This is a genomic window from Yersinia sp. 1252 StPb PI, from assembly GCF_048593885.1.
GTDB lineage: Bacteria > Pseudomonadota > Gammaproteobacteria > Enterobacterales > Enterobacteriaceae > Yersinia > Yersinia enterocolitica_E.
Genome location: NZ_JAZGQE010000004.1, coordinates 48,923 through 64,326 on the forward strand (window position 1 = coordinate 48,923; position 15,404 = coordinate 64,326).

The following is a 15,404-nucleotide window of genomic DNA, read 5'->3' on the forward strand; positions in this document are numbered from 1 at the left end:
TGAGGAATAGAACAATGAGTGAGGCAGAAGCCCGCCCGAGTAATTTTATCCGTCAGATAATTGACGAAGATTTAGCCAGCGGTAAACATACGTCGGTTCATACCCGCTTTCCGCCAGAGCCAAATGGCTACCTGCATATTGGTCATGCCAAATCTATCTGCCTGAACTTTGGCATCGCACAAGATTATCAGGGTCAGTGTAATTTGCGTTTCGACGACACCAACCCGGTGAAAGAAGATGTTGAGTTCGTTGAGTCGATTAAACACGACGTAGAGTGGCTAGGCTTCACCTGGAGCGGTGATGTGCGTTACTCCTCAGACTATTTCGATCAACTGTATCAGTACGCTGTCGAGCTGATTAATAAGGGCCTGGCGTATGTCGATGAGTTAACCGCTGAGCAGATGCGCGAATATCGTGGCACACTGACTGCGCCGGGGAAAAATAGCCCGTACCGTGATCGCAGTGTGGAAGAGAATCTGGCGCTGTTTGAAAAGATGCGTGCTGGTGGTTTTGCTGAGGGTACTGCGTGTCTGCGTGCCAAAATCGATATGGCGTCACCGTTTATCGTGATGCGTGACCCGGTGCTGTATCGTATTAAGTTCGCCGAACACCATCAGTCTGGTAACAAGTGGTGCATCTACCCGATGTATGACTTTACCCATTGTATTTCTGATGCGATTGAAGGGATCACCCATTCACTCTGTACGCTGGAATTCCAGGATAACCGCCGCTTATATGATTGGGTGCTGGATAATATCTCTATCGAATGTCATCCGCGTCAGTATGAATTCTCTCGCCTGAATCTAGAATACGCCATTATGTCTAAGCGTAAGCTGAATCAATTGGTGACCGAGAAAGTCGTGGAAGGCTGGGATGATCCACGTATGCCAACGATTTCTGGTTTGCGTCGCCGTGGCTACACCGCGGCTTCCATCCGTGAGTTCTGCCGCCGTATTGGGGTGACCAAGCAGGATAACAACGTTGAAATGATGTCACTGGAGTCTTGTATCCGTGATGATCTCAACGAAAATGCCCCACGGGCTATGGCGGTTCTTGACCCAATCAAGGTCATTATTGAAAATCGTGTGGCCGGGGAAGAGTGGCTGACTATGCCAAATCACCCGAATAACCCGGAGATGGGCACGCGTCAGGTTCCTTTCGATAGCGAGCTTTATATCGATCGCGCCGATTTCCGTGAAGAAGCGAATAAACAGTACAAGCGTTTGGTACTAGGCAAAGAAGTGCGCTTACGTAATGCCTATGTTATCAAAGCTGAACGTGTCGAAAAGGACGCAGAAGGCAATGTGACTACGCTTTATTGCAGTTATGACGCCGAAACCTTAAACAAAGATCCAGCCGATGGGCGCAAAGTTAAAGGCGTTATTCATTGGGTTTCTGTTAAGCATGCATTGCCGGCAGAAATTCGCCTGTATGACCGTCTGTTTAGCGTACCAAACCCTGCGGCGGCGGAAGACTTCTTGTCTACCATCAATCCTGAGTCGTTGATTATCCGTCAGGGTTTTGTTGAACCAGGTTTGGTTGATGCAGTTCCAGAGCGAACCTATCAATTTGAACGTGAAGGTTATTTCTGTACTGATAGCCGCTATTCACGCCCTGATGCCTTGGTATTTAACCGTACTGTCGGTTTGCGTGATACCTGGGCGGCAAAAGCGACCAGTTAAGTTTTAGTTCTCACTCAGAACAGTAGAATTGGCGTGGCTTAGTCCACGCTTTTTTTATGCCCTGAGTTCCTGCAAATTTGATGTTAACAACGGGTATTCACCCAAATTACATGACTGCGTAAGTTCATCCAGATAGCTGTGCGTTGTCTGGTGGCACACCCGGTTTATTAGAAATAAAACTGAAATTGTTTATTGTACTAAACACTAATAACTCCCTTTCTCTTTTCCACTGCTGCGTTTTATCCCCTGGTCAATGTCGACATATTGCTCCTTTTTTTAGCAACAAAGCGGCTGTCTGTAAGTCTTTCTTAAATATTCGCTTTACGAATTAACTGAGAGAAAAGCCCTATTTCATTAAGAGAAAACGCAGGCTTTATTGCATCGGCTGAAACCATTCAATATGTCAATGAGAGAAGATTTCTAATTAAAAATATGACGTTATGCATTGTTTTTAAAGCTTTTGTGAACTCTGTAATATTTTTTCACAGTTATGTGCTCGTTGTCATACTTTGAATAATTAGCGTTATTTTTAATTGATAATTCGCGTCGCGAAAAATAGTCTGTGTGGCAGCAGCAATCTACAGAGCGGTTGTTTTTCGCAACAGAAGTTTTTAGCAGTAATGGCTGGTGGTTATTGCTCCCCAGCAAAAATTTTACCCACTAGGGTTTTTTTGAGGCTAAACCTGTGAGCTGTGGTGGACACAGGCAACGCACTTTAAATGTGATGTCAAAGAGGAATTTTTTCATATGGTTACGCACGGTGCTAAACGTAAAACGCTGGCGCTCGCAGTCGCGGGTGCATTGTTAGGAACGGGGTTCATGGTAGCCCCAGAGGCCAAGGCTAAAGGCTTTATTGATGATTCGTCACTGACCGGTGGGATTTATTATTGGCAGCGTCAGCGTGACCGTAAAGATTTAACGCCAGGGAGTGCGGAGTACGGCAAATATGTCGCCAACTTGCACCACTCTACCTTTAACGCCAATCTGGATTTCTCTTCCGGTTATGCGGCTGACATGTTTGGCATTGACTTGGCTGCTTTCGGCGCAGTTGAAATGACCAACAGTGGCCCGGCAGCGCCAAACGAAATTGGTTTCAGTGATGCTAAAACCCGTTGGGATGAGAAATGGACCGGTGATAAGAGTGGCGTCAGTGTTTATAAAGCCGCGGCCAAATTTAAGCTAGGTGATTTCTGGGCGCGGGGGGGTTATATCCAACCAACGGGTCAGACACTGCTCGCACCACACTGGAGCTTTATGCCAGGAACCTACCGTGGGGCTGAAGGTGGTGCTAAATTCGATTTTGATACTGCCGGTGCCTTGTCCATGTCTTACATGTGGACTGATGAATATAAAGCGCCTTGGTATCAGAATATGTACAACTTCCGCCAGGCTGATGGCAAGACCGGCGTAAGTTACCTGCACTCAATCGGTGCTAAATACGATTTCAAAAACAAACTGGTGATGGAAGCGGCATTTGGCCAGGCAAAAGATTACATGGACCAGTATTTCGCCAAGGCTTCTTACGCCTTCCCGGTGGCTGGCAATGATCTTCGTACCTCTTATCAGTTCTACGGCGCAAAAGATAAAGTTGATGGCGGTGCCAGCAATGTAAACGACGTCTATGACGGATTAGCCTGGCTACAAGCGCTGACATTGGGCTACACCACCGGTCCATTTGACTTGCGTCTTGAAGGTACCTGGGCCAAAGCTGACGGTAACCAAGGTTACTTCCTGCAACGTATGACGCCAGGCTATGCGACCTCTAATGGCCGTTTAGATGTTTGGTGGGATTCCCGCTCTGACTTCAACGCCAACGGCGAAAAAGCGCTGTTTGGTGGCGTGATGTATGACCTGAAAAACTGGAATCTTGCGGGCTGGTCAGTGGGAACCTCCTATGCGTATGGCTGGGATGCAAAACCAAGTACTAACCCAATTTATGACCAGAATACGCGTCTGAAAGAATCTGCTTGGAACTTTGATGTTCTCTACACCCTGCAAGAAGGCCGGGCGAAAGGCACGCTCTTCAAACTGCATTACACCATGTATGACAACCACACCAATATTCCAAGCTTTGGCGGCGGTTTTGGCAACGTATTCCAGGATGAAAAAGACGTTAAATTCATCGTGATTGCACCCTTTACCATCTTCTGATGTTGACCACTTTTTGATTGCCATCCCCGGTAACCAACCCGGGGACATAATGGAGCACCCGCCATGAAGAAAATGCTTTTTATTATTACCACGGTATTGGGATTAAGTGCCTGCGCACCACAAACCCCAGTTCAACCGGAAGATAGCAAACTCAAACAAGCCTACAGCGCGTGCATCAATGCCAGCGAAGGTTCACCAGAAAGATTGATCCCCTGCAAGGCGGTGCTAGATGTGCTGAAACAAGAGAAAGCGCATCAGGCTTTTACTGAGAAAGAGACCGTTCGAGTGTTGGATTACCAGCGTTGCATTGATGCTGCACATACCGGTAATGGTCAGGCCTATGACGCGCAATGCGGAAAGCTGTGGCAAGAAATACGCAGTAATAATAATCCAGATAAATAATATCCAAGATAAAAATTATTAGGATAACGGTAATTGAGCTAACAATAACGCTGCTAGCAGCAATACTGTCAATAACCGTTCTGGCAGCTGTTATTAATTACGGATGAGGTTAGTGATGAATAAATTCAAATTAAATGCTTTAGCGGCGATAACCGCAACCTTTGGCTTGATGGGATATGCCAATGCTGATACCCGTAATCAACAACTTGTTGATCAACTCAGCACATTGAAAGTTAATTATAAATTGTTGGATAACCGTGCTGCTGAAAATGGCGTTGATTGTGCCAAACTGGGTGCCGACTGGGCATCTTGTAATAAAGTCATGATTACTCTGACCAACACCGGGGATGAGATAGTCGGCCAAGACTGGGCTATTTATTTCCATAGTATCCGCCAGATTCTGACCGTCGATAACAGTCAGTTTAAAATTACTCATCTGACGGGTGATTTGCATAAAATTGAACCTACCGCCAAATTCACGGGTTTCCCCGCCAATCAAGCGGTTGAAATCCCTATTACTGGCGAATACTGGCAGTTGTTTGCCACTGATTTTATGCCGCGCTGGTATGCCACTGCTGGCGATGCTAAACACAAAGTACTAAAAAATACCGATACCGAAGATATCAATGAGTATCTGACACAGTTTACCGGCGATCAGTGGAAACGCACCAAAGATGACAATAATGTGCTGATGACGCCGGAATCACGCTTTGTTAAAAACGAAGCAGTAAAAACGTTATCTGTGGCTAACTTGCGTGGGCAAATAATCCCTACGCCTATGGAGATTAAGCTCTATAAACAGGATGTGGATCTGAGTCACGGGGTTGCGCTGGATCTGAGTGTATTGCCAAAAGCTGCCGCAGAGGCAGCTCAGCAGCGCTTCGAATTACTGGGTCTGAAGGCCAATTCAGCCGGTTTCCCGATAAAAACTGTGATTCAACCTGCCGCGTTTAAAGGTGACTTAGCGGTTTCCGGTGCTTACGAGCTGAAAATCGGCGAGAAAGGGGCACAGGTTATTGGTTTTGATCCGAGCGGCGTGTTCTATGGCCTGCAATCCATTCTATCGTTGGTTCCGACTGACGGCACTAAGACTATTGCCACTCTTGAGGCGAAAGATGCGCCACGTTTTGAATACCGTGGTGTGTTCCTCGATGTTGGCCGTAATTTTAAAACCAAAGATGCAGTGCTGCGCTTACTTGATCAGATGTCAGCTTATAAGCTGAACAAATTCCACTTCCATCTAAGTGATGATGAAGGCTGGCGTATTGAAATCCCAGGCTTACCCGAATTGACCGATGTTGGTAGCAAACGTTGTCACGATTTGACGGAGAATACCTGCTTGCTGCCGCAATTGGGTTCTGGCCCAGACAGCAATAATATGGGTAGCGGCCATTTCACTCGTGATGATTATATTGAGATTCTGAAATATGCCAAAGCACGCCAGATTGATGTGATCCCTGAAATCGATGTGCCAGCACACGCCCGTGCAGCCGTAGTGTCGATGGAAGCCCGCTACAATAATCTGATGAAACAGGGCAAAGAAAAAGAAGCTAACGAATTCCGTCTGCTTGACCCGACTGATGATTCCAATACCACGTCAGTTCAGTTCTATGAGCGTAAAAGCTATCTCAACCCATGCCTCGATTCCTCTAAGCGGTTTGTCGATAAAGTGATTGGCGAAATGGCGCAGATGCATAAAGAAGCCGGTATGCCACTGACTACCTGGCACTTTGGTGGCGATGAAGCGAAAAATATCCGTTTGGGTGCGGGTTATCAGGACAAAAACGGGCCGATTGAAGCGGGTAAAGGCATTATTGATAAGAGTGTTGAAGATAAACCTTGGGCCAAATCACAAGTTTGTCAGGATATGGTCAAACAAGGCAAGGTGCAGGATGTTGAACATCTTTCCAGCTATTTTGCCATTGAAGTCAGTAAGTTGGTTAATGCTCACGGCATCGAGAAGATGCAGGCTTGGCAGGATGGGTTGAAAGACGCCAAAGATGCTAAAGCGTTTGCCACTAAACGCGTTGGCGTCAACTTCTGGGATACCCTCTATTGGGGTGGTGCTGACTCAATCAATGATTGGGCCAATAAAGGTTATGAAGTGGTCGCGTCAAATCCAGATTATGTCTACTTCGATATGCCATATGAAGTTAATCCGAATGAACGCGGTTACTACTGGGCAACCCGCTTTAATGACGAAGCGAAAGTATTCAGCTTCGCACCAGACAACATGCCGCAGAATGCCGAGACCTCAGTGGACCGCGATGGTAATCACTTCAGCGCGAAAAGCGATAAACCTTGGCCGGGTGTACATGGCATCTCGGGTCAGTCATGGAATGAAACCGTCCGTACTGATGAGCAGATGGAATACATGATCTTCCCGCGGATGTTGCCATTGGCTGAGCGTGCCTGGCATCGCGCTTCGTGGGAGCAAGATTACAAAGCGGGCCGCGAATATCAAGGTGGCCAGACGCACAGGGTCGATACCAAGGCGTTGGACATCGATTGGCAACGTTTTGCCAACATCATGGGCCAACGTGAACTGGCAAAACTGGATAAAGCCGGTGTGTCATATCGCTTGCCTGTCCCCGGTGCTCGGGTTGTGGCAGGAAAGTTGGAAGCCAATATCTCACTGCCGGGCCTGATTATCGAGTATTCAACTGATGGCGGTAAGCAGTGGCAGAAGTATGATGCCAAGGCACAACCTACCGTGAGTGGCGAGGTGATGATCCGCTCCACCAGCCCAGACGGTAAGCGTAGTAGCCGTGCTGAGCCGGTTAAAGTCTGAAAATTAGTAGTATCGAGCTGTGTCTAATGTTATCTCCTGTTTGCTTTATTTTTTGGCTAAACAAATTTAAGTGAAGTTGAGTTGATGGTTTTTCCCCCGGCAGGTCCGGGGTTTTTTTTTGCTACAAAATTGGTGCAGCTCGCTAAAGGGGGGAGAGTCAATAAATGGGGGCGATAAACAGTAAATTTGTCACTCAGGAAAGATCAATAACGGGGTAGATACGGTGTTGCGGATAGCTAGCAGGCGAACGAACCCAGAGCATCGCTAACACTCTAGTGGCTTTAAGTAGCAAGGGGATAAATAAATATCAAGGGCATAAATAAGAACGACCACCTGACTCCCAACCGAGAGATACTCAGGTATAGAACGGGAAAGGTGGCCATCTTGCTGATAGCTTATGTTAACCAAACAGTAGAACCTATCAATCTGGATTAAACATAAGCCGTAGTGTATTCAGTGCTTAAAATCTTTATAAGATAATGCTTTCAAACCACATTATCTTTTATCGTGTGCCGACTCGTTTTCACGGCAATCACCGGTCTCACAATGGCCGTACAGATACAGACTGTGATTGGTCAGCTTGATACCATGCTGTTTAGAAATTTCACGTTGAAGCGATTCAATGGATTCATTGCTAAACTCAATCACTTTGCCGCAATCCAGGCAAATCAAGTGATCATGATGATGCTGCTGCGTCAGCTCAAAGACTGATTTACCGCCTTCGAAATTGTGGCGGGTAACAATACCGGCATCATCAAACTGGTTCAGTACGCGGTAAACCGTGGCTAAACCAATCTCTTCACCAATATCGATCAGCTTTTTATAAAGATCTTCCGCGCTGACGTGGTGGCACGCCGGATCTTGCAACACTTCCAGAATTTTAAGCCGGGGCAGTGTTACTTTAAGGCCTGCGTTTTTTAAGGCTTTGTTGTTGTCAGTCATGCGGATTCAGTCCTGTTACTATCGATTCAAATTAAGGCTGTTCAGCCTATGACATCCGTGGCGCAATAATTACAATTGCGTCTCATTATAGAACTGCTAGCCCCAAATGAAAACCGTGGTTGTTAACAAAGATATAATTGCACACTTTGTAAGATTAATCATGCAGTGTATTGATGAATGGGGATAACACATCATTTAAGTGTACAGTGACGAGGGATAAAGTTACAAATTTGTAGCAGTTTATTTTCATTTTGCGCGCAGGAAGATGTGGATCTGTGGGCCGCTTAACAAAGCACAATCGGATAGCCGGACGCGCTGCTCACCGGGGATGGGAGCTAAAGAGAGAGAGAACAACGTTATGACAAAAAGCACAGATCAAAAGGATAAAAGGCAACGGAAACGCCCGGCAGTGTTGAACACGACCATAGCGTTTCCGACAGGCTTGATTAACCCACGATTTCAGACAGGCTCAGTTCTTCAGTAATCTGTTTTACCCATGCCTCAACCCGCTCATTGGTAAGTTCTGGCTGACGGTCTTCATCAATTGCCAGACCAATAAAGTGGTCGTCATCCGCCAGACCTTTGGACGCTTCAAAATGGTAGCCCGCTGTTGGCCAATGGCCCACGATTGCGGCACCACGTGGCTCAATGATGTCGCGCACGGTACCCATCGCATCACAGAAATATTCTGCGTAGTCTTCCTGGTCACCACAACCAAACAGCGCCACCAACTTGCCATTGAAATCGATCTCTTCCAGTGTTGGGAAGAAATCATCCCAATCACACTGCGCTTCGCCGTAATACCAGGTTGGGATCCCAATCAGCAAAATATCGAAGCCTTCTAAATCTTCTTTACTGCTTTTGGCAATGTCGTGAACCTCAGCAACATCTTTGCCCAGTTGCTTTTGGATCATCTTGGCAATGTTTTCAGTATTGCCAGTATCGCTGCCAAAGAAAATGCCTACAGTTGCCATATAGCTAAATACCTTTTAAATTCAAATAGTTATGCAAATTACTGAGCGTTCTGCCCAATATTATAACACATGTATAGGGCGACATAATGCCAGAGAACCCCATCAGGCTTTTATCAAGTTTATGCGATATTAAATTTTTGTGAGTCGCTCAACCTTATAACTCCATTGCCGATAACCGTTGTGTAACTGAATAGTTGCAATTTGCGGTGCCAGGGGGAAATCCGTCAGATGAAGGTCTGCCGGCAAAGGAGTTGTCGTTAGCTGTATGAACGTCCTTTATTGCTTTTCGGTCATCAAATAACACCAGAGTCTCTAACGGTAACTATCCGATATATAAGGGGAACGAACATGCAGTTTTTAAAAAATATTACTATCAGGGCGGCATTGCTTTGGGTACTTGGCGCATTTTGTCTGCTCTGGGGCGGTGTATCGGCTTATACCTTGTTATCACTCAACCAACTGACACAATCCTCCAACGCGAATACTGTGTTGGTTGAAAATATGAATTTGGTTAATCAGGGGACGGATCAATATTTCCGTATGGTGACACGTCTGTCTCGTTCAGTAGATTACCGCCAGAGCGGTAATATCGTGGATGCTGACAAAGAATTGAAATCATCCAATGTTGCATTGGAAAACCTGAAGCAAAAGTTGGCAGAATTTAAAACTATTGACCATGCACAGTTAGACTCCGCTTTGGTTAGCGGCGTGATTGATGGGTGGAGTGGGTTAATTGAACAAGGGGTTACGCCGCTGTATCAAGCTGCAATGGACAATAACAGCGCCGCTTATCAGGATTTAGCGAAAAAAACGGTACCTGCATTGAGCCGCCAGTATGGTTCAGTGGCTGAAAAGTTTAATCAGGCGGCATCAAAAGCTATCGGGGTGGCTAAAGATCAATTCTCTCATTTGACCAAAGTGAGCAGCATTACCCTTATCTCAGCGCTGATCGCCGGTCTGGTGATTTTACTGGCAACAGATCGCTATCTGGTTGCCAACCTGGTGCGCCCACTGGACGATATTCGCGAGCATTTTCGCGTGATTGCTTCTGGTCAGCTTGGTCTGCCTATTGCTGATTTTGGTCGCAACTGTGTTGGGCGGTTATTCCCGCTGCTGCGTGATGTACAAACCAGTTTGGTGAATACTGTTCAGGCAATTCGTAGTAGCACCGATGGGATCTACCATGGTGCAGCCGAGATTTCAGCTGGCAACACCGATTTGTCATCCCGCACTGAGCAGCAAGCTGCGGCGCTTGAAGAAACAGCAGCTAGCATGGAGCAGTTAACCGCAACCGTAAAACACAATGCTGATAATGCGCACCATGCCAGTCAACTGGCGGCCAATGCCTCCGTCACCGCGAAAAAGGGCGGAATATTGGTGGCAGATGTGGTTAACACCATGAATGAGATTTCAGCCAGTTCGCGGAAAATAGCCGATATAACGACGGTAATTAACAGCATTGCTTTTCAAACTAACATTTTGGCACTGAATGCAGCCGTTGAAGCCGCCCGTGCCGGTGAACAAGGTCGTGGCTTTGCTGTGGTTGCCAGCGAGGTACGTAATCTTGCACAACGCAGTGCACAGGCGGCGAAGGAGATTGATGGCTTGATTAATGAGTCGGTTAGTCGTGTCAGTAGTGGTTCGGCCTTGGTGGAGAGTGCTGGTATTACTATGGATGAAATTGTTCGTTCCATCACCAATGTGACCGATTTAATGGGTGAGATAGCTTCTGCATCTGATGAACAGAGCAAAGGTATTAGCCAGGTCGGACAAGCGGTGGCAGAAATGGACAGCGTGACACAGCAAAATGCCGCGTTAGTACAGCAAGCTTCCCGTGCTGCGGCCTCGCTAGAAGAACAGGCCACTCAGTTAAACCGGGCGGTGGCGGTGTTTAAACTAAAGGCCGATGACGAACGAGTAAAACCGGCAGTGAAAACGCGGGCCAACCCATTAACCGCAGCACCTGCCAGCGCGAGAGTGGATAGCAACGCAAACTGGGAAACATTCTAAAAACCGCTAACAACCCGGTGACTTCAGTATGGGCGGGATAAAGTAAAAACGGCGTAGCGTAAGTGATTACGCCACGCCGTCGTGGTAACCGATAGGGTTAAAACCCTTCTTGTGAGTGGGCTAATTGAGCCAGCAACATTTGTTCAATCAGCTCACTACGGCTGATGTTACGCTGCTCTGCAAGGCTGTTGAGAGCATCGACGGCATCGGCATTAATCTTCAGTTCCACGCGTCGTAAGCCACGCACTTTATCGCGCCGTAGTTGATTCCGCTTATTAATTCTAAGCTGCTCATCACGGGATAATGGATTTGTTTTCGGACGCCCCGGACGGCGTTCATCTGCGAACAGATCCAGCGTCGTGCGATCCGTTTGTTCTTTTGCCATAGGTAGCAGTACTACAAGGGATTTACATCAGAAAGCGTAACGAAGCCTTGTCTGACGATTCGGTTTACATGTTTCAGGTTGAGAACATAGCTTGAGCGCATTGAATAACCTATATACCAGCAGCCTGAATTTGCATTTGCACCGGTTACGATCTGTGAACAGCGACCGAAGTCCGCAGCAAAATTAGAGCGCGCCATAATACCCCAGCCAACTGAGCAACGACAATGCTTTACTGTGATTAGATTGTGCTAATTCGTTCTTTTTTGCACAATTTTTCCACAGGAAATACATTTTTTTTCCCCAGGGGATGATTTTTAATCAATCCCCATCGTGCGCTGTACTTTTTTTATTCAGCCTCTTTTTCATCGGTGCTGTTTTCATCAATAAAGCGGTGGATAGCCCGCAAGACAGAATCCGGCTTTTCCGCATGTACCCAGTGGCCAGTCCCTGCAACCACATAGGCACGGGCTTGCGGGAATTGGCGGGCAATATCATCACGATGGCTATCTTGAATATATGGCGACAGCTCACCGCGAATAAAGAGGATTGGGTGCGGCCACGGTGGAATAGGTTGCCAGCCGACAATATTTTCGTATTGATCCCAGAGTGCGGGCACATTAAACCGCCATTCGCCGTTGTGGAATGATTTCAATAAGAACTGAATGACCCCTTCTTCTTTTATCGACTCACGCATCAATTGAGCGGCTTCTTGTCGCTGGGTTATACCCGCAGCACTCACAGCATTGAGGGCAGTAAAGATAGTGTCGTGGCGGCGTACTTGATAGTTGACCGGGGCGACATCAATCGCGACCAGCTTTGCAATACGATGAGGAGCAATTGCTGTCAGTGCCATTGCCACTTTACCCCCCATCGAATGGCCGATAATAATGGCTTTCTCTATTGCGAGGTGGTCGAGCAGCTCCAGCACATCCTGGGCCATTGCAGGGTAATCCACTTGCGGTGAGCGGGGTGATAAACCATGGTCACGCATATCAACCTGAACCACGGTATGATCTTTTTGCAAGTCACGGGCCAAAACACCCAGGTTATCCAGATTACCAAATAGCCCATGAATCAGCATGATTGGCAGGGAAGGTGTGGCAGAAAGCGCGTTTTGTAAGCGGAAGTTTAATTTCATAGCGACGTTCATACTGAGAGATAATGTGGTTAGGATATCATGGCTGAACAAAGGTGTGCTGTTACACAATTATTTGCCTTATCATCAGTCATATGTAGATTATTGAGTTGCTGTGGGTGGGGCGGGCCATTTATCCCGATAAAGCCATTATAAAGGTACTCGTCAGCGCACTTTGACTTTATAATCCTAAGATATGTATAAGAAAGTAGAAACCCGTACTGGATAAAGATGAAAACTATTGAACTCGACGAAGAACTTTATCGCTATATTGCCAGCCATACGCAGCACATTGGCGAGAGCGCGTCTGATATTTTACGACGTATGCTGAAGTTTACGGCCGGTCAGCCGGTACCCAGTATCCCTGCCAGCACTGATGCGGTGAAAGCGGCGGCAGCTCCAGCACCACGAGATCGGGTTCGTGCAGTGCGTGAATTGCTGTTGTCCGATGAGTATGCAGAGCAAAATAGGGCGGTTAACCGCTTTATGTTGGTGTTATCCACACTTTACACGCTGGATGCACAGGCGTTTACCGAGGCGACTGAATCATTACATGGTCGCACCCGGGTTTATTTTGCGGGTGACCAACAGACATTGTTGCAAAACGGGACGCACACCAAACCCAAACATGTCCCAGGTACGCCATACTGGGTTATTACCAATACCAATACCGAGCGTAAACGCAGTATGGTGCAACATCTCATGCTGGCAATGCAGTTCCCGCCGGATTTGACCGAAAAAGTGTGCGGGACTATTTAATTTCGTTGAACCGATACCCAAAGAAATTGGAGTTGCAGGTAGGCAGCAAGCGAACGACAAATGGGTTGTAAACCATGTTGAACAGCACTTGCACTGGCCCGCAGGGTGAGCCTCATCAGAGGCTCCTAATCCCGATGAACTTACGCAAATAAGCGATTCGGGTGAGTGAACGCAGCTTGCGGCTCCAAATGCGAAGGGGATATATAGGGAGTAGTGACTGTGGCCAATCACCCTCGTGCCGGGCAACCCGCTCAGCAAAGCGATTTGATAAATGTTGCGCAGTTAACGTCGCAATATTATGTATTGCAGCCAGATGCTGAAAATCCGGCCCATGCGGTCAAATTTGGCACCTCCGGCCATCGTGGCAGTTCATTACGCCACAGTTTTAACGAAGCACACATCTTGGCAATCGCTCAGGCGATCGCAGAAGTTCGTCATCAACATGGCATTAGCGGCCCGTGTTATGTGGGTAAAGATACCCATGCACTCTCTGAACCGGCATTTATCTCGGTATTAGAAGTGCTGACGGCGAATGGTGTGGATGTCGTGGTACAGCAAGATAATGGTTTTACACCAACCCCGGCGATTTCACATGCTATTCTCTGCCATAATGTGCAGGGGAAAGCCTTGGCTGACGGCATTGTTATCACACCGTCACACAATCCGCCTGAAGATGGTGGCATCAAGTACAACCCACCGAATGGCGGCCCGGCCGATACCAATCTGACCTCGGTAATTGAAAAAAGAGCTAATCAGTTACTCAGCCTGAAATTAGAGGGCATCAAACGCCAAACGCTGGATAAAGCCTGGCGTGGTAATCATCTGCGTGAGCAAGATTTGATTCAACCGTATGTTGCAGGCTTGGTGGATGTGGTCGATATTCCGGCTATTCAACGTGCTGGTTTGAAATTAGGTGTTGATCCTCTCGGTGGCTCCGGTATTGCTTATTGGCAACGTATTGGTGAGCACTATAAGTTGGATCTAACACTGGTTAATGATTCTATCGATCAGACCTTCCGCTTTATGCATCTGGATCATGATGGCGTGATCCGGATGGATTGCTCGTCAGAATCCGCCATGGCTGGCTTATTGGCGTTACGCGATAAATTTGATTTAGCTTTTGCTAACGATCCCGATTATGACCGCCATGGTATTGTGACTCCGGCAGGGTTGATGAATCCGAATCATTATCTTGCAGTATCGATCAATTACCTGTTCCAGCACCGTCCGCAATGGGGCGCTGAGGTGGCCGTGGGTAAAACTCTGGTCTCCAGTGCGATGATTGATCGCGTGGTGGCTGATTTAGGCCGTAAGTTGGTAGAAGTCCCGGTCGGCTTTAAATGGTTTGTTGACGGTTTGCACGACGGTAGCTTTGGTTTTGGCGGTGAAGAGAGTGCTGGGGCCTCCTTCCTGCGCTTCGATGGCACGCCGTGGTCTACTGATAAAGACGGTATTATCATGTGTTTGCTGGCGGCAGAAATCACAGCAGTTACCGGTAAAAATCCACAGCATCACTATGATGATTTAGCTAAACGCTTTGGCGCACCGAGCTATAACCGTATTCAGGCTCCGGCGACTCAGGCGCAGAAAAACGCGTTGTCTAAACTGTCACCTGAGATGGTAACAGCCAACATGTTGGCGGGTGATCCTATTACTGCCCGTTTAACCACCGCGCCAGGCAATGGTGCATCCATTGGCGGCCTGAAAGTGATGACGGATAACGGCTGGTTTGCGGCGCGTCCATCCGGTACTGAAGACGCTTATAAAATTTACTGTGAAAGTTTTATCAGCCCAGAGCATCGTGAAAAGATAGAGCAGGAAGCCGTAGATATTGTCAGTGATGTACTGGCAGGGGCTAAATAAACCGCTGATTAAGAGTATCAGGCCAGAATCAAATAACAGGAGGTTGTTATTAGGTTCTGGCTTTTTATCATTGATAACGAAGATAACGAAAGTCAGTTAGTGATTACAACATGGTACTCTAACGTTAGTGGCGAATAGCCCCTGAGCTAAACTTTGGGTGGATATATTTTCCTTTGATATAGATCGTTCTAGCGGAGCCGCCTCTTTGGGTGCGAAGGACGATAGGGCATCAATGATCATCCCAATACTGGGTAATGCACCACCACCACCGTTAGCGTAATCGTAGTCAAAATTATATTCTAAATCATAG

12 protein-coding genes are annotated in these 15,404 nt (G+C 47.2%); 7 read left to right on the forward strand and 5 right to left on the reverse strand.

What is annotated here, in order from left to right; genetic code table 11:
* Positions 1 to 14 precede the first annotated feature (14 nt).
* The 4 genes from glnS (at position 15) to V2A85_RS01365 (ending at position 7,026) form a co-directional block, all read left to right on the forward strand.
* The gene (gene glnS / locus V2A85_RS01350) at positions 15 to 1,682 is read left to right on the forward strand and encodes a glutamine--tRNA ligase (protein WP_420070762.1); all 1,668 of its coding nucleotides are present in this window, start codon (positions 15 to 17) and stop codon (positions 1,680 to 1,682) included.
* Positions 1,683 to 2,429: 747 nt separating this feature from the next.
* Positions 2,430 to 3,833, forward strand: a complete 1,404-nt coding sequence (chiP, locus tag V2A85_RS01355; protein ID WP_083159637.1) for a chitoporin ChiP — start codon at positions 2,430 to 2,432, stop codon at positions 3,831 to 3,833.
* A gap of 63 nt (positions 3,834 to 3,896) precedes the next feature.
* Complete coding sequence (gene chiQ, locus V2A85_RS01360) at positions 3,897 to 4,235, forward strand: ChiQ/YbfN family lipoprotein (RefSeq protein WP_083159636.1); 339 nt, start codon at positions 3,897 to 3,899, stop codon at positions 4,233 to 4,235.
* A gap of 115 nt (positions 4,236 to 4,350) precedes the next feature.
* Positions 4,351 to 7,026, forward strand: a complete 2,676-nt coding sequence (locus tag V2A85_RS01365; protein WP_420070763.1) for a beta-N-acetylhexosaminidase — start codon at positions 4,351 to 4,353, stop codon at positions 7,024 to 7,026.
* Positions 7,027 to 7,521: 495 nt separating this feature from the next.
* Here V2A85_RS01365 and fur read toward each other — a convergent pair whose 3' ends face one another.
* Positions 7,522 to 7,968: a ferric iron uptake transcriptional regulator gene (gene fur, locus V2A85_RS01370; RefSeq protein ID WP_083159634.1), complete on the reverse strand. Its 447-nt coding sequence runs from the start codon at positions 7,966 to 7,968 to the stop codon at positions 7,522 to 7,524.
* Positions 7,969 to 8,414: 446 nt separating this feature from the next.
* Positions 8,415 to 8,942, reverse strand: a complete 528-nt coding sequence (gene fldA, locus V2A85_RS01375) for a flavodoxin FldA (RefSeq protein WP_083159633.1) — start codon at positions 8,940 to 8,942, stop codon at positions 8,415 to 8,417.
* A 348-nt stretch (positions 8,943 to 9,290) separates the two neighbouring features.
* Between fldA and V2A85_RS01380 the strand changes: the two genes are divergently transcribed.
* Positions 9,291 to 10,952, forward strand: coding sequence for a methyl-accepting chemotaxis protein (locus V2A85_RS01380; RefSeq protein ID WP_420070764.1), 1,662 nt, complete (start codon positions 9,291 to 9,293; stop codon positions 10,950 to 10,952).
* Between the two features lie 97 nt (positions 10,953 to 11,049).
* Here V2A85_RS01380 and ybfE read toward each other — a convergent pair whose 3' ends face one another.
* Together ybfE and ybfF are read right to left on the reverse strand one after the other, a co-directional pair.
* Positions 11,050 to 11,337 carry a LexA regulated protein gene (ybfE, locus tag V2A85_RS01385; protein WP_005163374.1) on the reverse strand — a complete coding sequence of 96 codons (288 nt, stop codon included), beginning with the start codon at positions 11,335 to 11,337 and terminating at the stop codon, positions 11,050 to 11,052.
* A gap of 346 nt (positions 11,338 to 11,683) precedes the next feature.
* Entirely contained in the window at positions 11,684 to 12,475 is a 792-nt protein-coding gene (gene ybfF / locus V2A85_RS01390; protein ID WP_372558344.1) for an esterase, read from the reverse strand.
* Between the two features lie 228 nt (positions 12,476 to 12,703).
* On the opposite strand from ybfF, the gene seqA reads away from it, so the two are divergent.
* Positions 12,704 to 13,231: a replication initiation negative regulator SeqA gene (seqA, locus tag V2A85_RS01395; RefSeq protein WP_372558345.1), complete on the forward strand. Its 528-nt coding sequence runs from the start codon at positions 12,704 to 12,706 to the stop codon at positions 13,229 to 13,231.
* A 219-nt stretch (positions 13,232 to 13,450) separates the two neighbouring features.
* The gene (gene pgm, locus V2A85_RS01400) at positions 13,451 to 15,094 is read left to right on the forward strand and encodes a phosphoglucomutase (alpha-D-glucose-1,6-bisphosphate-dependent) (RefSeq protein WP_372558346.1); all 1,644 of its coding nucleotides are present in this window, start codon (positions 13,451 to 13,453) and stop codon (positions 15,092 to 15,094) included.
* 96 nt (positions 15,095 to 15,190) lie between these two features.
* Here the strand turns inward: pgm and V2A85_RS01405 are convergent.
* The coding region (locus tag V2A85_RS01405; RefSeq protein WP_420070765.1) for a hypothetical protein at positions 15,191 to 15,404 on the reverse strand (214 nt) is incomplete at its 5' end.